Below are 19,555 nucleotides of genomic sequence, written 5' to 3' on the forward strand. Positions count from 1 at the left end.
CCTTATCAGGCCGCGACTCCAGCTATTCCGGACTGATTCCACCGAAACAGCCAGCTGACCGACTCGTCGGACTCAGCCGAGAGCCGGATCGCCCCGCGCCGTCCGGATTGCGACCGGAGGGCCACCAGGCCCGCACAAACGCAAAACGCCACGGAGCTCCGTGGCGCAAGCGGGCGACGACCGGACGCGGGGCATCCGGAGATGTGGGGACGGCTCAGTCCGGCTTCAGCCGGAACAGCGCCGCCGGGCGATGCCGCCCGCCCGAGGACTTCTCTCCGGTGTCCTCGATCGACCATTCGTTGGACAGCCACTTGCGGAAGTTGCGCTTGTCCATCTCTTCGCCGCGCAGGGTCTCAAAGACACGCTGCGCCTGAGACAGGGTGAATTTCTCAGGCAGAAAGTCGAACGCGACAAGCGCGCTGTCATGGATGGAGGCGGTCACGTCGCGCGCCAGCTCGGCCCGGCCGTCGGCCAGGATCTCGGCGTGGTCGAACGCGAGCGGGGGGAGGTCGTCGATCGGGAACCATCGCGCATCCTGCGCGTCGCTGCCGCCCCGGGCGATCAATTCGTCGGACGGCACGAGTGCGATGAACGCGACGGTGATGACCCGGCCGCGCGGATCCCGGTCCGGGGCGCCGTAGGCGCGCAGCTGGCGGAGCGGAATGTCCGACAGACCCGTTTCTTCTTCCAGCTCGCGCAGCGCGCCGTCACGCAGGTCCTCGTCCATCTGAACGAAGCCCCCCGGAATCGCCCATGTCCCCTGAAAGGGGTCGATCTTGCGTTCGATCAGAAGCACCTGAAGGACACCGTCGCGGATCGAGAAGACAAGGATGTCCGTCGTCACGCTGGGGCGCGGGTAGTCGTATGTGTAGCTCATTCTGCTCGTCTCTGTCTCTGGAGCGATTATGTCCTGCCTACTCTACGTGACAGGTTTCTCGGGGCTGATGAAGGGGAGGACCAGGTCCGGCGGCGCCGCATCGGGAGGACTGCGGCGCTGCCGGGGTCGGGGTCAGTAGCACTCGTAGACGGTGAACCAGTTGCCCCAGGCGTCGTAGACGGTGACCCACTCGCAGTAGTAGTTGACCAGTTCGATCTCGGAGGTCGCGTTGACGGTGGTCTGTGCGACGTGCTGAGCGACGTCGATTGTGGGCTGGGCAGCGCTGGCCAGGCCGGCGATCAGGGTGAAGGCGGAGGCGGTGAGAGCGGTCTTGAACATCTGGGTTTTCCTATCTGTCTGAAGTGATCTGGTTGGGTTGGAATTGGTTGAGGTGGAGACGGTATTCGCGAGGTCCGGCAGTGCCCTGTCGGGAGGGTCACGGCACCGCCGGGGCTGGGGTCAGTAGCACTCGTAGACGGTGAACCAGTTGCCCCATGCGTCGTAGACGGTGACCCATTCGCAGTAGTAGTTGACCAGTTCGATGTCGGAGGTCGCGTCGACGGTGGTCTGTGCGACGGGCTGAGCGACGTCGATGGTGGGTTGGGCAGCGCTGGCGAGGCCGGCGATCAGGGAGAAGGCGGAGGCGGTGAGAGCGGTCTTGAACATCTGGGTTTTCCTATCTGTCTGAGGTGATCTGGTTGGGTTGGAATTGGTGAAGGGTTGAGAAGGGTGCGGACGGTTTGGCGGGGCTCAGTAGCACTGCCAGACGGTGACCCAGTTGCCCCAGGCGTCGTAGACGGTGACCCACTCGCAGTAGTAGTTGACCATCTCGATGTTGGAGGCGTCTTCGGTGATGGCGGTCTGCGTGGCGGGCTGGGCGATCTCGATGGTGGGCTGGGCAGCGTTGGCGAAGCCGGCGATCAGGGTGAAGGCGGTGGCGGTGAGCAGGGACTTGAGCATCTTTGTTTCTCCGGTGTGTGTGTTGGCTTGGTGCGTTGTGTTGTTCGATGATGTAGTTATTACACTAACAGATAGTGTTGTAAACACACTTAATGCGTCCGACCGCAGAAATCGTGCAAGCCATTGATGCCGAATAAGTAATTTTGGGATGGTTTGGCGTTAAGCGAGCGAAAGCCCACCCGGTTCAGCCCCGGCAAAACGCCCCAGACCCACTGGAATCACGGCGACGAGGCGAATCTGCGGAGCGATTCAGCCCGAAAACGTCCAGCGTCGGTGGCCGGACTCAGTCCGCGTCCGCCCCCGCTTCGTCCCGCGCCGTCGCAAGCTCGGTGCGCAGCAAGTCGGGCCAGCCCTCCTGCTCGCCGAACAGCGCGCCCTGCGCCTGCAGGTCCGTGGCGATGTCGAGCGCCTCGCTCAGCGCAGCCACCGCCTCGTCCGGCGCGGTCGCGCGCGACATGTTGAAGAGGCTGGTGACAAGGTCGATCTGCAGCGCGGTATTTCCGGGCGCGGCGTTCGAGAGGGCGCGCCGCATGTCGAGGGACTCGCCGTATGCTGATAGGGCGGCCCCGGTATCTCCCAGTTCCATGTGCAGATTGCCGATCGCGTCGAGCACGAGTGCCAGGTCGCGCCGCCAGAGCACGTTTTCCGGATCGAGCTCCAGCAGGTCGCGCACGGTCCGTTCCGACTCCTGGAAATGCTCCAGTGAGCCTTCGAAATCGCTGTCGAGCGCGCGCAGGTAGCCGATCTTGTTGAGGTTCAGCGCGACGTCGCGCCGCCATGAGACGTTGCCGTCGTCAATCGCGGCGAGGCCCCGCACGATCCCGAGCGCTTCGGTGAAGGCCTCCGTCGCGGCGTCGGGATCGTCCGACCACATATGGAGGTCGCCGATCTTGTTCAGCCCGAACGCGACGTCGTGCTGCCACTGGGTGTTGCCGGGGTCGATCTCGACCAGCTCCCGAACGATGTCGAGCGCCTCCCGGTAGGCGGACAGGGCGCCATCGACGTCTCCGGCGATCGCTCTGAGATCGCCGATCTTGTTCAGGCTCACCGAGATCGAGCGCTGCCAGTCAGTATTGTCCGGGTCGGTCGCCCCGAGCGCGCGCGCGATCTCGAGCCCCTCTTCATAGGCGGCGAGCGCGGCGTCCGCATCGCCGCTCAGCCGGCTGACGTCGCCGATCCGGTCGAGGCCGAGCGACACGTCCCGCTGCCACTGGGTGTTGTCAGGGTCCGTCTCTGCGAGACGACGGCGGATCTCCATCCCTTCGACGAAGGCCGTGCGGGCGGCCTCCAGATCGCCGGTCTGCAGGCTGAGGTCGCCGACTTTCTCGAGCCCGATGGCGATGTCGCGCTGCCATTCGGTGTTGCCGGGATCGGTGCGCAGCAACTCACGCGCGATGCCGAGCGCTTCCTCGTAGGCGGCGAGGGCACCGGCGGCGTCGCCGGCTCTCCGCCGCAGGTCGCCGACATTATTGAGGCTGAACGCCACGTCCCGTCGCCACTCGGCATTGCCGGGATCGATCGACGACAGCCGCCGCACGATGTCGAGGCTGTCGCTATAGGACTGGAGTGCCGCGCCTGCGTCGCCCGTGCGCAGCTGCAGATCGCCGGCATCGTTCAGGCTGACCGCGAGGTCGCGCTGCCAGAGAGTGTTGCCCGGCTCCTTCGCCACGAGTCGCCGCATGATGGATTGCGCCTGCTCGAAGGCCTCCAGCGCCTCAGCGGTGCGGCCGGCACGCAGGTGCAGGTCTGCAACGAGGTTCAGGCTCACCGAGACATCGCGCTGCGCCTGCGCGTTGTCGGGGGCGAGCGCGGCGAGGTGGCGGCGGATCTCGAGCGCCTGATCGTAGGCCTCGGTCGCGGCCCCGATTTCTCCTCGCCGAACGTGCAGGCCACCGATCCGCTCGAGGCTGATGGAGAGATCCCGGCGCAGCACGCGATCCGTCGGCGCCAGGTCCAGCAGGCTGCGGCGGATCTCGTAGCCCTCGATGAAGGCGGCGAGCGCGGCATCGACATCGCCAGCCTGCAACTGGAAGTCGCCGATCCGCTCGAGCGCCACAGACAGGTCCCGCCGCGCCTGCGAGTCGCCGGGCGCGGAGTCGATCATGCCGCGGAGCAGGGCGCGGGACCGCTCCGCCGAGGCAAGGCCGCGTTCGCGCTCTCCCGCGCCGGCGTAGACTTCGGCGAACTCCGCACGCATCGCGGCCTCGATCCGCTGCAGCTCGGAATTGTCGGGATCGGCCGCCCGCAGCCGCATCACCGCGTCCTCCGCGCGCGACAGGATCGCCTCGAGGCTCTCCAGCCGCAGGCCTTCGGCGTTCTTCAGGCCCTGGGCGATGTCGTAGACGAGAGCGTCGATCGCCGTGCGTGCCGTCCCGAAGTTCCGCTCCGCCCGGTCCCGCTCCGCCGCGACCTGCGTCAGGGCTGCTTCCGCACGCGCGGTCTCGGCCTCTGCGAGGTCGGCGTTGGTCTCCGCGATCTGCCGCTGCGCCTCGGCCTCGTCGCGTGCCTCGGTCGCGATCTCGGTCTGGCGCCGCGCGAGCCGCTCGTTGTCGAGCGCCGCGTTGCGCTGGACCCACGCGAAGGACGCGAGCACCCCGACGACCAGAAGCGCACAAAGCGCGCCGGCGAGCGTGCGACGCTGCCGCCGCGCCTGCGCGCGCCGGCTTTCGATGATGAACTCGCGTTGCAGCTCCGTCGGCTCGGGCGCCCCGCGCGGCTGCGACAGAAGCCACTTCTCAGCGGCTTCGAGGTCGTCGCCCCGCAGCGGCTGCGCCCCGATCCGCAGCGCATTGCGCCAGCGCTCGGCAAGTTCGCCGAGGCGCGTGTGCTCCCGGATCCAGTCGATATCGACGTTCAGAGCGTAGCGTATCTTGTCGAGTCCGGCGTCGTAGTCGTTCCCGTCGGTCAGGAAAATGTAGTTCAGCTTGGCGACGTTGGCGGGCACCTCGCCGTCGATGTCGAGGATGACGACAGGGATGATCCGTTTGTTCAGTTCATCGGCGAGGCCCAGTTCCCAGCGGCACACGGGCGAGCGGATGGAGGAGGGGGAGATCGCGAAGAGGATCGTGTCGCTCTCGCGGATCAGTTTCTCCAGCCGGGGCTTCCATTCTTCCGTCGGCAGGATGTCGTGGATGTCGCGAAAGACGATCAGGTCATCGTCGGCAGACAGCGCCTCATACAGGCGCCCGATCCGGTCGTCGTCATTCCGCGAATAGGAAATGAAGAGCTTGGTCTTCGACGTCCCGTCGCTCATGTCCCCAACCCGCAGATCCTCGCTTGCCTCGACGGTAGCCAGAAAGCGGGGCGGGTTCACGTCACTTTTGCAGGGTTCCCTTCGGAGACTGCTCCTGCGGAGTAACGGTTCCTTAACGCCTCTCTGAGATGGTTGCGCGGCGGACTGCGGTGGCCCTGTGTGGTTTGCCCCGTTGAAGGCGCGGCCGGCGGATCCCGGCGAGTGAAGGAGATGACATGGCTTTTGATCGTTTCATCATCGCAATGTGGGTGCTCGTCGTCGTCAACGCGGTGTCGGCATCCGCTCAGACAATTGACGTCGCCGAGGTGAGCACACCAACAGCGGTCTCGGTCGCCACCATCTTCGCTCAGGGGGAGGGGCCTGCTCAGAGACTGGCGGGAGGGACCGGGATGCCAGTGCCGGACATGGTCTCTGCCTCCATCGCGACCGGCGGCACCCTTGCCGTCAGCAACGCGACCGCCATGCGCGACGACGGGGCCGGGTGGGTCACGTCGTCCGCGGGCGCGGTCGACGACGCCACCCAAGTGGTCAACTCGCAAGTCTCGGTGACAGGCAATGGCTTCACCTCGCAGGTTGGAACGCTGCGCTGACTCGGCGAGCTTGGGACGACACCGACCTGGATCAGGGCAGGCCGACTTCAGGCCGCCCACCTCGATTTAAAAGAATCGGATTGTCCGAATCTATTCTCCCTCAGAACGAACGTAGCGGGTCGGCCTAGGGACTAGAGGTGCCATTCCACCATTCTGCTCATGCGGCGTGTTACGGTTAATGGCATCAACCGGACACGGTGCCTTGAATTTGCCGAACAGTCCGAGCCGCCGGGCCCGCTGCTGCGACATGTCCCGACATCCGCCAAAACGGCCGTTGTAGCCAACGATAGCACGGCGACCCTTTCTGCATGCCTCCAGAATATTATTCGTTTTTGGCGACTAATTCTTTGCGATAGCGCTCGGCGGTTCCTCCGAACCTGCCCCAATTGGCCCACCTAACGTACCGTTAAGGTAAACATCGCAACACAATTTCACCTCAAGAGAGGGTCAGAACAGCGTCACTGCCCGAGACGAGCAGTGAAGAAAAAACGAGGGGACAAAGATGAAAATTATCATGATCGCCGCGGCTACCGTCGCAATCACGTCGACTGCAGCATTCGCCGACTCCATTCCGCTACCCACTGCCGAGGCGCCTTTCGCGATCTCGCTTGGCGTGACCTTCAGCGCAGACGGCAAAAGCGCCCTGCCGCTCGACACGATCTCCGCATCTGTCGCCACCGGCGGCACCACCGCCGTGACGAACGCGACCGCAGCGATCGATGGCAGCCTGAGCGCGACTTCCGCCAACGGCGGCGCGACGTCGAGCATGTACAACTCGCTGAATTCCTCGGTCAGCTTCGGCGACCAGGGCTTCGAATCCAGCGTCGGCAATAGCGGTAAGTCCTTCTACCCTCACCCGGGCTGATCGACCGTTCCAGGGCTTCCAGCAGGCCTCCCGACAACCAGTCACCAAATTGATCGGTCGACCGTTACGGCGACCGGACCGATACCACTGACCTCAAATCAAGAGACCAAGACCATGAACTTCTCCAAAATGCTCGCTGCTTCCCTCGTTCTCGGCACGCTCGGCTCGGCCGCTTTCGCCATCGACCTGAACGAGCCGACCGTCGAAGCGCCCTTCGCGATCTCGCTCGGCGTGACCTTCAGCGGCGACAGCGAAAGCGCGCTGCCGCTCGACACGATCTCGGCCTCCGTCGCCACCGGCGGCACGACCGCCGTGACGAACGCGACTGCGGCCATCGACGGCAGCCTGAGCGCGACCTCCGCGAACGGTGGCGCCTCCTCCGGCTACCACTCGAGCCTGAACTCCAAGGTCATGTTCGGTGCGCAGGGCTTCGAGTCCAGCGTCGGCAACTACCACATCTACTGATCTCAATCGCAGGGCGAAGTCCGCTTCGTCCTGCGACACCGAGCTCGTCGAACAATTCAGGGCCGAAAGGCCAGTCATCAGACACTCGCTGAACCACGTTCAGCGGACAGGAGAAGATATGTCCAAATTCATCGCCATCACCGCCGCCGTTGCCACGTTCGTCGGTACCGCCGCGTTCGCCGAACCCGTGATGCAGCCGACCGAAGCGCCCTTTGCGATCTCGCTCGGCGTGACCTTCAGCGGCGACAGCGAAAGCGCGCTGCCGCTCGACACGATCTCTGCCTCCGTCGCCACCGGCGGTACGACCGCGGTGACGAACGCGACCGCGGCCATCGACGGCAGCCTGAGCGCGACCTCCGCCAACGGTGGTGCCTCGTCCGGCCAGTACAACTCGCTGAATTCCAGTGTCCGCTTCACCGACAAAGGCTTCGAGTCGAACGTCGGCACCTACGGCATGTACAGCATCGACTGACCTGAGTGAAATGATGTGGCGTCGCCGTCACATCATTAACTTCGGGTTAATAATTCTTCACAAGCCGCCATCTGAGTGGCTATTCAGAAGCATCGCTGAGTAAAGATTCAGCGTCATGGAGCAATAATGACCAAGTTCACTGCATTCGTTGCCGCTGCCACCGTCGTGGCCGGTTCCGCAGCTTACGCCGAGATCGAGCCCGTCGAAATGGACGCTCCCTTCGCGATCTCGCTCGGCGTCACGTTCAGCGGCGAGAGCGAAAGCGCTCTTCCGCTCGATACGATCTCCGCTTCCGTCGCGACGGGCGGCCGGACCGCCGTTACCAACGCGACCGCTGCCATCGACGGCAGCCTGAGCGCGACGTCCGCCAACGGCGGCGCATCGTCCAGCGACTTCAACACGCTGAACTCGAGCGTTTCTTTCTCGGACTCCGGGTTCGAGTCGAACGTCGGCAACGGCAAGTACATGATCCCCTGATTGAATACTGCCGGGCCGTCAGCGACGGCCCGGCGCATCTTGCGCGAACCGGGGCGGCAAGGCGACCAACGGCACCAGGCGCGAGCAGCGCAGGGAAGACAGCACGGCAGAAGACCGTGCGGACTTGAAGGCAAAAATGAAAATACTGGTTTCTGGCCCGATCGTGGCCGTTTCCTGCACTGTCACGCTACTGACTGCACTCCCGGCTGCGGCCCAGACTCAAGACACTCAGGCGGCCCCTGAGCCTCCGGCGGTCGCCCCCCTTACAACCAGCTTTGTCCTGAACGGCACGCCGCTGAATTTCGGCACCGACTACGTCGCCGATTACGGCGCGAGCTTTGGTGACAGCCGCAACGCGGTCCCGTTGATGTCACTGACGGTGACGCTGGAAGACAGCCTCGAAGAATCGATCTCGGGCGGTCTGTTCCGCCGGCATCAGACGGGCCGCTACTTGATGTTGCGCACCGTGCCCGAAGAGCGCCGGATCACGACGGTCCTGGACGAAGAGATCGACCTCACCGGCACGACGACACGCCTCACGCTGACCGGTCGCTGCTTCCTGCCGGGCAGCGATCCGGATGCCTACTGCTCGTACACGCCCGGCCTGTCGTCTTCGCAGGTCGACATCGACCCCGACACGCTGCTGCCGCGGAACTTCAATGCCGACAGTGACTTCGGCACCGAAATCGATCGTGCCACCCACGAGGCGCTGAAAGCCGACGGCTTCCAGCGCGGCGCACCGGGCTCGGACGAGGTCGTCGGCCTGTCGATCGAACTGCCCAACAGCGGGTTCGTCTATTCGACCGCCCGGGCGGACCGGAACGGCATCGAACGCACCGAAGACGTCGACAGCTGGCCCATGCTGTCCTTCGCGGAGATCGACCAGAACCTCTACAGCAACAGCACCTCCGCCGCTCTGGACCGGACGATCCGGGGTGCGGTGCTGCTGCCGGCCGATGATTGGGACAGCACTGCGGTGCTGATGCAGACGCTGGCGTGGATGCTGCCCGGATACGACGCGGAGCTTGCGCCCGATCAGGCCGATCCGCGGCTCAACATCAGCAACAACCTGTTCTATGCCGCCAACAACATCCGCCTGCCGGAGAACGGCTATACTGTGTTCCACACGGCAACCGCCTGGGGCGACCACGCCCTGACGCCGCCCACCCGTGCATCGGAGACGCCGGTGGCGTGGGGGCAGGGGGTCTGGGTCGGCTACTCCCCGGTCACGAAGATCAGCCGGACGAGCCGGTCGCGGATCGTGACGACCTCCGACCCGGTGGTTGAACAGCAATCGTTCCGGCAGGCCGGCGTCACATACGATGTTGATCAGGACATCGCGGGGACGATCTCGATTCTCGACATCGCCACCCAGGAGCTGGCGCAGTTCGACATCACCAATATCCAGGACATCTTCGTGCAGTCCGGCTCCATCGTGACCTCGCAAGAGGCGATCCGGCGGATCACGACGCTCGAGGAATACGACTACAGCTACGTCCCGCACCTGTCCTTCTCGGGCAACCGCACCGACGGCACCAGCGTGCTTCGGTACTACACGGGTGTGCTGGTGGGGGATTCTCCGAACGCATACGTCGGAGGGGACTACACGCTGAACACCGAAAGCGGCCTTCAGGCCTCGCTCGGGGCGACTTTCTATTCCGAACCGACCTACGATCACTACAGCTACGTCAACGCCGCCCTGTCGAAGCGTTATGACCTTCAGCGCGGCCAACTGTCGCTCGGCATCGCCGGCTCGGCCGAGCTTGAGCGGCCCGAGCTCGACGGCACCGTCGACCCGGCGGTCGAAGGCGACAACATCGTCGACCTGACCAGCGTCTATACCGAGGGGGCGGGCACCTATTCGCTGCGCCAGCGCTTCGCGAACGTCGGCAACGACGAGGACGAGCGGACGGAAAGCACGACGCTCGGCTACGCGTTCCGCGTCAATCCCAACCTGTCGGTCAATTATGAGGTCACGCCCTGGTCGACCGAGGACAGCTACTTCTCGTCGCGTGCCGGTCTCGACTACCGGTTCGCCGAGATGTCCGGCCAACCGGTGCTCAGCGTGCAATACGCCCGCATCGACTACGACTACGGCACCGACAACGTCGGCGGTGACCTCACCGACACCGAAGAGACCCTTTTCGCCACGCTGAAACTGACCTTCTGATCCAGGAAGAGAGCCCGCCCATGTTCCGCACATCCTTCATCGTTCCAGTCGTCGCCCTGTTCGCCGCCGCGACGCCCGCCCTTGCAGATGATCCGGGCCAGCTGAAGCTCGAACTCATCATCGTCAACGACGGCGAAGAGCTGCGCGGGTTCGCCTATTCCTCCGCTTCCGGCCCCAACGTGGAAACTGCCGGCCTCGTCGCCGACGGCTTGGTCGCGACGGGCGCCATTGCGTCGGTCGGTCCGGTGGAGTCGATCGAGACGGAGACGGGCTTCGACCTGTACTCGTCCCAGGTCGGGACGACGACTCGCTGAGAGCGGCTCATTCACTGACAGCCGGGACCGCCCAGGGCGCAGAAGCCGGCGGTCCCACCTGATTTCGGGGCGCTGCGGCGAACCGGACGCTTTCAATCTTGACCGGCCGGTGCCCATCCAATACCCCTCGGCCCACTGAGCGGGTATGGTGAAATGGTATCACACGAGCCTTCCAAGCTCTTGGTGCGGGTTCGATTCCCGCTACCCGCTCCAGTCCGATCCTGACATAGGCCGCTACGCTGACCTTTCTGCCGACGGGTCGGGAGATGAACCACGGTCTCGCCCGCTACGGCGGGGAAGGCCGGTTCTGTGAACTTCCGCGCGCTCGGCGTATAATGTGGTCTCACGTCGACAGGATCGGACCGAAGACATGCTTCCCGCATCCAGAGGACGGCTCGTAAGGCAGTCGGAGGCCGCCGCCGGGCCGCAAGGCGGGGCGCCCGGACTGGGCTCCCGGCAGATCGCCGACCGCAACGGTCGCGTAGCGCTTGAGTGCGTGCGCCTGGCCGGCCCGCTGACGCGGGCCGAACTGGCGGAGGCGATGGCGCTCTCGGTGCCTGCGGTGACCGGCATCACCCGGCGGCTCGAGGAGACAGGTCTTCTGAAAAGCGGGCAGCGGTCGCTCGGACCGGGCCGGACGGCGCTGGAATACGGGTTGGACCCGGACGGGGCCTTTGCCATCGGATTGCGGCTCCGGCGGGACCGGGGGGAGGCGGCGCTTGTCGACCTCGCCGGGACGGTACGCGACGTCCGCCGCTTCCAGATCGCCGATCTGCTCGCCGACACGCTACCCGTGATCGACAGCCTTGTCTCGGGTATCGACCGTGCGCGGCTCGCCGGCTTCGGGCTCGCGACGGACGATGGCATTTCCGCCGATCTCCTCGCCCTTCGACAGGAACTCGACCCGCTTCCCGTCATCACGGAGTCCGAAACGGTGGCGCTCGCCCTCGCCGAGGCCCCGTCGAGCGGCGCCCCCGACAGTCTCGTAGTGGTGACCATCGGGCGTCGGGTCCGGGCGGGGCTGGTGCTGGGCGGTGCGGCCTTCGGCGGGGTGAACGGACGGGCGGGCCGGATCGGTCGGATGCGCACCGGTGCGGACCGGGTGACGCTCGACAGCGTCGCCTCGACTACTTCGCTCGCCGAACGGATCGGGGCCGCCTTGCCCGGCTGGAGGTCCCCGACCGAGCCGGCGGACCTGCTGGCGACCGATGGCGTGGCAGAGGTCGTCGCCTGCTGGACCCCGGTCGCGGCGACGCACCTGCTCGACGCGGTGGTTGCGCTCGCCGGCTTCACCGCGCCCGGCCGCGTGCTGATCGGGGGAGACCTGCCCGATGCGGTGATCGACGAGCTGGTTTCGCTGATGGAGGCCGAGCGGCGCGGCGCGAAGAACCGGCCGGTGCCGCCACCGTGGCTACCGCGCATCCAAAGGGCGGAACATCCGCGCATCGGCGCGGCGCGGGGCGCGGGGCTGTCGGTACTATACGAGACCGTTCTGCTCCACCCGAACCAGGCGTATGCGGCGACCTAGGTGTCGGCGGGCGTGAAGCTCACGGCGAGTGGCGGCGTCATGTTGCGCAGTGGCGTGCGGGTCAGACGCTCGGCATCGACAGACAGCGCGAACGTCTCCGCCAGCGGCATCACGGCAGCGCCGAGCGCGGCGGCATCCTCTGACCCCGCCGCCCGAAGGACTGGTGGCGCCGTGTCCTCGGCGCTCTCCAGCCGCAGTCGGAGGCTGTCGATCAGCGTGTCGAGATAGGGCACCGGAAGGCGCCCGCCGAACAGCACCGCGTCGGGGTCGAGGATCAGGCCGATGTCATTCACGGCCTCCGCGACATGGTCGGCCACTTCGTCGATCCAGTCGGCGACCGCGCGCTTGCCCTCCGCATCGAGCGCGAGCAGATCATCGGGCGTCCGCGCCGCGATCCCCCGCGCGCCGAGATGTTCGTACAGGCTGAAGATGGAGAACAGGTTGCCGAGCGGATGGACCTGCTCCGACCCGGAGCCGATCGGCAGCCAGCCGATCTCGCCGCCCAGCCCGGTCTGCCCCCGATAGCACGACCCGTCGAGCACGAGCCCCCCGCCGAGGCAGGCGTTCACGAGGATGTAGAGGAAACTGCGGTTCCGCGTGCCGACCCCGAAATCGAGCTCGTAATGCGCGGCCGAATTCGCGTCGTTGTCGATCGACACCGGCGCGTCGGTGATCTTCGCCAGCTCTGCCCGGAAATCGAACTCGGCCCAGGCGTCATAGCCGTCGGGCATCCCCGGCACCGGCACTTCGGCGAGCCAGTCGGGAATGGCGAGGCCGACGCCCGTGAGCCGGTCTTCGTTCAGCGCACCCGAGCGGCGGAACGCACTCCAGGCGTTGCGCATCTCCGACAGGAACTCGTCGGGCAGCATGAAGTAGCGCTCGACATGGTGGCGGGCGCGGATCCGGCCCAGGGCATCGACCAGCACGACGGTCAGGAAGTCGCGGTCGATGTTGGCCCCGATGGCGCAGGCGCCGGCGGGGTTGATCTCGAGGTCGATGGGAGGCTGGCCACGAAAGCCGTGGCGGCGGCGGGCCTCGATCACCAGGCCTTCGTCAATCAGCCGTTCGACGATCCGCGCGATGGCCTGCTTGGTCAGTCCGGACTGCTGCGCTAGCTCGGTGCGCGACAGCGGCGCATGACGATGGAGGGCACGCAGCACGACGCCGCGATTGTGGGCCGCCGTCTGTCCGGCGTTGGCGCCGAGGAGGCCGGTCTTTCTCACGTGTCTGCCCGTTCGTCTGTAATGCGATCCGGCGAAGCTACAGCCCCGCCGGATCCCGGGCAAGCAATGCTCACCCGCGCTTGATCTTCCACGAGCGCAGCTCGAACGGCGTGAGCGGGGCGAGCGCGTCACCTTCGGCCGCCTCTTCGAGCACGTTGACCCGTTCGCCGACCGACCAGCCATCGGGCAGGGTGGGGGACAGCGCTCCGCTCCGCCCTGCCGGCTCGTTCACCCGCAGGATCAGGCCGGAGCCATCCTCGGCCCCCTTCAGGCCGGACAGCGCGACTTCAACCCCGTCCAGCGTGACGAGCGCGTGCGCCCCGGCGGCGAGGCCGGAGGCCGTCACCGACGGCAGCGGCTGGTTCAGCGCTTCAGCCTGTTGGCGGACGCCGCCCTCGTGCCACGCTCCGGTGTGCGGGTAGAGCGCGTAGGTGAAGGTCTGCTCGCCTTCGTCGGCGAGCGGGTCGGGATAGACCGGCCCCCGGACGAGGCTAAGTCCCAGCAGGTTGCCCTTCACGCTGTGGCCGTACTTCGCGTCGTTCAGCAGCGCGACGCCAAAGTCCGGCTCGCTGAGGTCGGCGAAGCGATGCGCCGGCACCTCGAACTGCGCCGCATCCCAGGAGGTGTTGGTGTGGGTCGTCCGCTCCACCACGCCGTGCGCGCACTCGAACGTCGCGCGGCGGGCGCGGATGTTTGCCGGCGTGAGCGTGCGCAGCATCGTACGGCGGTCGTGCCAGTCGATCGTCGTCTCGATGTCGAGCCGCCGGCCGCTTGCCGTCAAGATGTAGGTCTGCGTCACGGTGGAGGCGCGGTAGCGCTTGACGATCCGCAAGGCCGCGCGATGCGGGCCGGACTCGACCAACTCGCGGCTTTCGACCTCGGTGAGCTCGACACCCTTGCGGGCATAGTCGTCCTCGATGTCCCACGCGTCCCAGTTGCGCGGCTTGTCCGCCGGGTAGACCCAGAGCTGGTTGCCCCGGTCTGCCAGCGCCTCGCGGCCCGTCGCCTTGTGGATCAGGCTCGTCACCGTGCCGTCCTTGCCGATGGTCGCCTTGAGGTGCGCGTTCTCCAGCACCTCTTCGCTGGCCTGAAGCCCGGAGGCCGGTTCCAGCTTGGCGAGGTCGAAGACCGCGACGCCAAGCGCGGGGACCGTATCCTCGCTCGACAGGTAGCCACCATCGGTCGCCACGTTGAGCGCGAGCGGAGAGCTCGTGGGGTTCGCCACCACGATGGCCTTCGCCGCATCACCCTTCGGCAGCAGCCCGGCAATCGCTCCCATCGCGGCGTCCTGCGCGGCGATGCCCGTGTCGTAGGCTTCCGTCAGCTCGTTCACCGCGTCATCGTTGATCTCCTTGATGCCCGAGCCGGGCAGGATGTCGTGGAACTCGTTCTTGAGGACATGGTGCCAGCTCGTCTCGAGGTTCTGCGGCGCGTCGCCGCCGAGCAGGGTGGCGAAGCTCTCGAGCGTTTCGGCGGTGATGAGCGACCGTTCGGCCCGGCGGTGCATCCGCTTGACGTGGCTCTGCGTGGTGAGAGTCGCACGGTGCAGTTCGAGGTAGATCTCGCCGGCCCAGACCGGATAGCGGGTCTCCGGCTCCGCCGCACGGGCACGGGCGTAGAACTCGTCAATGCGGCCCCAGCGGGCGCTCGGCAGGGCAGGGAAGTCGCGCAGCTGCACCTCGCGTTCGACCATCTCGGGCGTCGTGCCGCCGCCGCCGTCGCCGTAGCCGACCGCGAGAAGCGTCTCGTCATGCACTTCCTTGCCGCGGAAGTTCTTCCACGTCGGCACATGGCAGTCGGGCCGGACGAAGCCGTTGTAGCCCTGCATCGGGTTGTCGAACGTGTGTGCGAGAACGCGGGATCCGTCGAGCCCTTCCCACCAGAACAGGTCGTAGGGAAAGCGGTTCGTCTCCGACCAGTTCACCTTGATGGTGAAGAAGTTGTCGATACCGCCCTGCTTCAGGATCTGCGGCAGCGCGGGGGAGAAGCCGAAGCAGTCCGGCAGCCAGCAGACGTCGTGGCGGACGCCGAAGGTCTTCTCGAAATAGCGCTGTCCGTAGAGCACCTGCCGCACGAGGCTTTCCCCCGTCGGCATGTTGGTGTCGGGCTCGACCCACATGCCGCCGATCGTCTCCCACCGGCCTTCCTTCACGTAGGGTTTGATCGACTCCAGCAGCTCCGGGTCGTCGCTTTCGAGCTGGTGGTAGTAATGCGCGGTCGACTGGTTGAAGTGGAAGTCCTTCGAGGTCTCCATCAGGCCAAGCGCCGTGTGGAACGTGCGCCGCGCCTTGCGCCGGGTTTCGGCATAGGGCCAGAGCCACGCGAGGTCGATGTGCGCATGTCCGGTCAGCAGGATCTTCCCCTGCGGCGGGAAGCGTTCGGCGAGCTCGGACAATTGTGCGGTAAGCGACGCGAGTGCATCTTCGACTGTCTTGCGGCTGGCGTCGTCCAGCCCGGCGGGGTTCTCCTTCAGCTCCGGCAGCTGCCAGATCTTCTGCTGCATGACGGCAGACGAGGTGCGGGAGACGTAGTCGGGCCCGTCTGACGGCCAGTCGAGCGACCGCAGCGCGTCTTCGGCGGCGGTCAGCAGGTGCGGGCAGACCTCGTGATCGCCGAGCGCATCGCAGGCTTCGGCGATCTGGCGCAGCAGCAGGTGCAGCTCGTGAACCGGCTTGTCGATCCAGGACAGGCGCGCCCACTGGACGCGCGGCTCGCGCACCGGCTCGCCGAAGGGCAGGCGGGCGACGCTGTCGGAGGCGATCTCCACCGACTGCGCGGCGAGCGGGAATTCCTGGTGATAGGGGTCGAGGCCGAAGCTGCGCGCGGTCCCGTCGGGATAGGTCAGCGTGATGAGGCTCTCGCCGCCGAGGTTCAGCATCAGTCGCGTGTCCGACAACGGCCAGCCGTCCGGAACCTGCGCGCTGCCAGCGAATTTGAGCACGCCCTCGCGGGTCGGCCAGCCGTCACCTACGGCGATCGGTGCGCCGTTGACGGTCCAGCCGTCGACCGGGACGGATTCGCGCTCGCGCCAGTGGGCGAGTTCCGCGATCCTGACCTTGATCCGGTCGAGGCGTTGCGTGTTGTTCAGTGGCATAGGGGTCTTTTCCTTTAAGTTGTATAGGGTTGAGCGCTCAGCCCTTGACGGCGCCACTCATGATGGAACCCAGGATGAGCCGTTGAAGCGACAGGAACACGACGATCGCCGGAAGGACAGAGATCAGGCACGCTGCGGCGAGAACCTGCACTGTCGAGGCGTTCTGCGTGCCCGCGAAGTTGAAAATACCGGCAGCAATCGGCATCAGGTCGTCCCGCGTCAGCAACAGGTAGGGGACGAGGAACTGCGACCAGCCCGCGATCACGGTGATGATGAAGGCCGACGCGATTCCCGGCGCCGACAGCGGCAGGATGATCCGCCAGAAGACCGAGAACCGGTTGCAACCGTCGATCAGCGCCGCCTCGTCGAGGCTGCGCGGGATACCGTCGATGAACCCCTTCAGCAGCCACGTCGCCAGCGGCACGCCGACGGCGATGTAGACCATGACGACCGCGAAGTGCGTGTCGATCAGGTTCAGAGCGCTCATGTAGCGGTACAGGGGGACCATGATGACCAGCGGAGAGATCATCTGGAACGCCAGCAGCGCCATCAGCCACGCGCCCTTGAAGCGGAATTCGAACCGCGAGAAGGCATAGGCCGCCGGGGCCGCAACGATCAGGCAGCCGACCGCGCCCAGGCAGGCCAGCTTCAGCCCGTTCCAGAGGTACATCGGGAAGTAGCTGTTGGTCAGCACCTGCCGGAAGTTCTCGAGCGTCGGGTTCTCCGGGATGAAACGGCTCACGCCGAGGAAGACCTCGGTGATGTCGCGCAGCGACAGCGACAGCAGCCACAACAGCGGCACCGCGAAGAACAGGAACATCACCAGCATGAAGAGGTAGGTGAGGACGTCGAGGATACGTTCGCGCGTCTTGTGGGTCATGTGGTGTCCCCCTTCGGCAGGAACAGCGCGTAGATCACTGACAGGATCAGCGAGATCATCAGCATGATGACCGAGATGACGCTCCCCGCCGCGAGGTCGTAGTTCCGGAAGACGATGTTGAAGGCATAGAGCGAGATGACTTCCGTCGCCCTGCCGGGACCGCCGCCGGTCAGCGCGATGATCGCGTCGAACGTGTTCACCGTCTGGATGGTGATGAGGATCATGTTGACGAGGATCGCCGCCCGCAGCTGGGGCAGGGTGACGAAGCGGAACTTCTGGGTGCCGCTCGCACCGTCGACCTCCGCCGCCTCGTAGAGCACGGGGTCGATGGCCTTGAGCGCGGCATACATCACGACCATCGAGAAAGCCGTACCGCGCCAGATGTTGGAGATGATGACCGACCACATCGCCATCTGCGGGTCGGACAGCCAGTAGACCGGCGAGATGCCGAACATGCGCAGCAGGCTGTTGAGCCCGCCGAACGGGGCTTCGGAAAACAGCATCTGCCAGATCAGCCCGACCGCGATGCCCGGCACCACCCATGCGACGAGCGCGGTGGTCCGCAGGATCGTCGGGCCGAACAGCCGCCGCCGCTCGGCGCGGATGACGACCATCGCGATGATGAGGCCGAGCAGCTGCTGCCCGATGACGCTGCCGGCTGTGAAGATCAGCGTGATCCACAGGATGAAGGGCAGGTCATTGTTCGTGATCGTCTGCTGGATCGTGCGCGAGGTGTATTCGTAATCCTGCCCGATGAGCGTGACGTCCGTCGCCGCGAAGCGGAACACGTCGAACACCGGGTAGAGGTAGAAGAACCCGAGGATCAGGATCACCGGCAGCAGCCAGGGCAACGGCTGTCCGGCGAAGCGATAGCCGACCCGCTCGTGCCAGGGCAGGCGGGCGACTTTGTGGGCTTGGACTGTCATGTGGCAGGCACTCTCCGCGCAAGACGCTCGGGCAGGGGACGGCGCGCCCGTCGCATGGGCGCGCCGCTCTCTTCAGGGACGGATCAGAGCCGCTCGTAGGCGTCGAGCGCCGCCTGGTAGGCGTCGTCGAGCGCGTCTTCCGGCGTCTTGGACCCGGTCAGCACGTCACCCATCATGATCTGGATCTGGTTGCTGATCTCGGGGTAGATCGCCGCGCCCGGACGGGCCCGGCCATCGTCGAGCGCCTCGGCGAAGGTCTGGTTCGCCGGCGTGTCGAACACCTCGTACTGGTCATAGAGGTCGGCGCGGGTCGGCAGCTGCTGCTGTAGCGCGTTCGCCGGGCCCATGTAGACCTCGCGAACGAGGTTGGCGCACATCTCGACCTTCTCGGGGTCGTCGCTGAACGAGCCGAAGGTCCAGCCGCCGGTCCCGGTGGAACGTTCCTCCAATGTCGGCCCCGGAATCGGCGAGAAGGTCCACTGCTCGAAAGTCTCCGCCGGCAGCGTGTCCTCGAGCTGCGAGTACTGCCAGTTGCCGCCGATGAAGAGCGCGGAGGTGCCCGCCGCCGCTGCCGCGACGAAGTCGTCGTAGCTGGCGATGTTGGCCACCCGGCGCGGCGCAGCGCCGCTGTCGACGAGGTCCTTGAAGTAGTTGACCGCCGTCAGGAACTTCTCGCGGTTCTCGCCCTCACCGAAGATCGGCTTGCCCTCTTCGTCGACGAGGTCGCCGCCCTGCGCCCAGTAGTTGGCGAGCCAGTCGAAGGTCGTGCCTTCCCAGCGGCCGCCGTTGAACAGCAGGCCTTCCATCCCGTCCTCGGTCGAGGCGATGGCCGCTTCCTTCAGCTCCTCCCACGTCTCGGGCGCTTCAGGCACGATCGTTTCGTTGCGGTAGAGGACGCGCAGGTCCGTGTTCCACCACCAGGCGTAGATCTCCCCGTCTTCGCCGGTGATGCCGTCCCGGATGAACGGGAACAGCTGGTCGATTTCCTCGTCGCTGAAATAGGGCGAGAAGGACGCCAGAACGCCGTTGCTGATGAACTGCGGCAGCACGAAGCTGTCGACCGCCGCGCAGTCGGGCGCGCGGCCGGCGCGGGCCTGCTCCAGCATCCGCGCCTGTTCCTGGCCGATGTTGTCGCTCATCAGCTGCATCTCGATCTTCCACTCCGGGTGGTTCCGGATGAAGTCGGAATAGAGCTCGTTATAGCCCTCCGCGGTGGCGGGGTAGTTGTTGCCCGGCCCGTCGGACGTCAGCCGGAGCGTAAGAGTGTTCGGGGCGTCCCGATCGCCGACGAGCGATCCGTTCACCAGGTTCTGCGCAACCGCAGGGTGCGCAAGTACAGTCGAGGCTGCGAGCAGCCACGCCAATCGTGTCATATTGATTCTCCTCCCATGTCGCGAAACCACCCCTGATTCCTGTAGGCAGCCCCGCTCAAAGTGGCTATTAGATTAAGTCACATTATTT

The 19,555-nt window shown here is 65.8% G+C and carries 18 protein-coding genes and 1 tRNA gene; 9 read left to right on the plus strand and 10 right to left on the minus strand.

The annotated features are described in order from the left end of the window. Nucleotides 1-214: 214 nt before the first annotated feature. The 5 genes from I8N54_RS04775 to I8N54_RS04795 form a co-directional block, all read right to left on the minus strand. The gene (locus I8N54_RS04775; RefSeq protein ID WP_140193658.1) at nucleotides 215-877 is read right to left on the minus strand and encodes an NUDIX hydrolase; all 663 of its coding nucleotides are present in this window, start codon (nucleotides 875-877) and stop codon (nucleotides 215-217) included. A gap of 132 nt (nucleotides 878-1,009) precedes the next feature. Next, the gene (locus tag I8N54_RS04780; RefSeq protein WP_140193657.1) at nucleotides 1,010-1,216 is read right to left on the minus strand and encodes a hypothetical protein; all 207 of its coding nucleotides are present in this window, start codon (nucleotides 1,214-1,216) and stop codon (nucleotides 1,010-1,012) included. Between the two features lie 120 nt (nucleotides 1,217-1,336). Then, the gene (locus I8N54_RS04785) at nucleotides 1,337-1,543 is read right to left on the minus strand and encodes a hypothetical protein (RefSeq protein WP_140193656.1); all 207 of its coding nucleotides are present in this window, start codon (nucleotides 1,541-1,543) and stop codon (nucleotides 1,337-1,339) included. 84 nt (nucleotides 1,544-1,627) lie between these two features. After that, nucleotides 1,628-1,837 carry a hypothetical protein gene (locus I8N54_RS04790; RefSeq protein ID WP_140193655.1) on the minus strand — a complete coding sequence of 70 codons (210 nt, stop codon included), beginning with the start codon at nucleotides 1,835-1,837 and terminating at the stop codon, nucleotides 1,628-1,630. A 283-nt stretch (nucleotides 1,838-2,120) separates the two neighbouring features. Then, entirely contained in the window at nucleotides 2,121-5,090 is a 2,970-nt protein-coding gene (locus I8N54_RS04795; RefSeq protein WP_140193654.1) for a toll/interleukin-1 receptor domain-containing protein, read from the minus strand. 215 nt (nucleotides 5,091-5,305) lie between these two features. Between I8N54_RS04795 and I8N54_RS04800 the strand changes: the two genes are divergently transcribed. The 9 genes from I8N54_RS04800 to I8N54_RS04840 all read left to right on the plus strand — a co-directional run bounded on the left by I8N54_RS04800 (nucleotide 5,306) and on the right by I8N54_RS04840 (nucleotide 11,971). Continuing rightward, nucleotides 5,306-5,680 carry a hypothetical protein gene (locus I8N54_RS04800; protein WP_140193653.1) on the plus strand — a complete coding sequence of 125 codons (375 nt, stop codon included), beginning with the start codon at nucleotides 5,306-5,308 and terminating at the stop codon, nucleotides 5,678-5,680. Between the two features lie 502 nt (nucleotides 5,681-6,182). Then, the gene (locus I8N54_RS04805; RefSeq protein WP_140193652.1) at nucleotides 6,183-6,545 is read left to right on the plus strand and encodes a hypothetical protein; all 363 of its coding nucleotides are present in this window, start codon (nucleotides 6,183-6,185) and stop codon (nucleotides 6,543-6,545) included. A 114-nt stretch (nucleotides 6,546-6,659) separates the two neighbouring features. After that, complete coding sequence (locus tag I8N54_RS04810; protein WP_140193651.1) at nucleotides 6,660-7,010, plus strand: hypothetical protein; 351 nt, start codon at nucleotides 6,660-6,662, stop codon at nucleotides 7,008-7,010. 118 nt (nucleotides 7,011-7,128) lie between these two features. Further along, complete coding sequence (locus tag I8N54_RS04815; protein ID WP_140193650.1) at nucleotides 7,129-7,482, plus strand: hypothetical protein; 354 nt, start codon at nucleotides 7,129-7,131, stop codon at nucleotides 7,480-7,482. A 126-nt stretch (nucleotides 7,483-7,608) separates the two neighbouring features. Further along, nucleotides 7,609-7,959: a hypothetical protein gene (locus I8N54_RS04820; protein WP_140193649.1), complete on the plus strand. Its 351-nt coding sequence runs from the start codon at nucleotides 7,609-7,611 to the stop codon at nucleotides 7,957-7,959. A gap of 136 nt (nucleotides 7,960-8,095) precedes the next feature. Continuing rightward, the gene (locus tag I8N54_RS04825) at nucleotides 8,096-10,129 is read left to right on the plus strand and encodes a hypothetical protein (RefSeq protein ID WP_140193648.1); all 2,034 of its coding nucleotides are present in this window, start codon (nucleotides 8,096-8,098) and stop codon (nucleotides 10,127-10,129) included. A gap of 20 nt (nucleotides 10,130-10,149) precedes the next feature. Next, nucleotides 10,150-10,443 carry a hypothetical protein gene (locus I8N54_RS04830; protein ID WP_140193647.1) on the plus strand — a complete coding sequence of 98 codons (294 nt, stop codon included), beginning with the start codon at nucleotides 10,150-10,152 and terminating at the stop codon, nucleotides 10,441-10,443. A gap of 139 nt (nucleotides 10,444-10,582) precedes the next feature. Beyond that, nucleotides 10,583-10,656 (plus strand) — tRNA-Gly (locus I8N54_RS04835). A 157-nt stretch (nucleotides 10,657-10,813) separates the two neighbouring features. After that, on the plus strand, nucleotides 10,814-11,971 hold the full coding sequence (locus I8N54_RS04840; RefSeq protein WP_140193646.1) for an ROK family transcriptional regulator: 1,158 nt from the start codon (nucleotides 10,814-10,816) through the stop codon (nucleotides 11,969-11,971). On the opposite strand, the gene I8N54_RS04845 is transcribed toward I8N54_RS04840, so the two are convergent. From I8N54_RS04845 to I8N54_RS04865, 5 genes are all read right to left on the minus strand, one after another. Next, on the minus strand, nucleotides 11,968-13,194 hold the full coding sequence (locus I8N54_RS04845) for an ROK family transcriptional regulator (protein ID WP_197097502.1): 1,227 nt from the start codon (nucleotides 13,192-13,194) through the stop codon (nucleotides 11,968-11,970). The genes I8N54_RS04840 and I8N54_RS04845 overlap by 4 nt on opposite strands. Nucleotides 13,195-13,264: 70 nt before the next feature. Beyond that, nucleotides 13,265-16,288: an alpha-mannosidase gene (locus tag I8N54_RS04850; protein WP_140193644.1), complete on the minus strand. Its 3,024-nt coding sequence runs from the start codon at nucleotides 16,286-16,288 to the stop codon at nucleotides 13,265-13,267. 37 nt (nucleotides 16,289-16,325) lie between these two features. Beyond that, on the minus strand, nucleotides 16,326-17,168 hold the full coding sequence (locus I8N54_RS04855) for a carbohydrate ABC transporter permease (RefSeq protein ID WP_140193643.1): 843 nt from the start codon (nucleotides 17,166-17,168) through the stop codon (nucleotides 16,326-16,328). After that, on the minus strand, nucleotides 17,165-18,094 hold the full coding sequence (locus I8N54_RS04860; protein ID WP_140193642.1) for a carbohydrate ABC transporter permease: 930 nt from the start codon (nucleotides 18,092-18,094) through the stop codon (nucleotides 17,165-17,167). The genes I8N54_RS04855 and I8N54_RS04860 overlap by 4 nt, the downstream gene beginning before the upstream one ends. Nucleotides 18,095-18,177: 83 nt before the next feature. Further along, the gene (locus tag I8N54_RS04865) at nucleotides 18,178-19,467 is read right to left on the minus strand and encodes an extracellular solute-binding protein (protein WP_140193641.1); all 1,290 of its coding nucleotides are present in this window, start codon (nucleotides 19,465-19,467) and stop codon (nucleotides 18,178-18,180) included. Between the last annotated feature and the right edge of the window lie 88 nt (nucleotides 19,468-19,555).

This window comes from Pelagovum pacificum (genome assembly GCF_016134045.1).
In the GTDB taxonomy this organism is placed as follows: Bacteria; Pseudomonadota; Alphaproteobacteria; order Rhodobacterales; family Rhodobacteraceae; genus Oceanicola; species Oceanicola pacificus_A.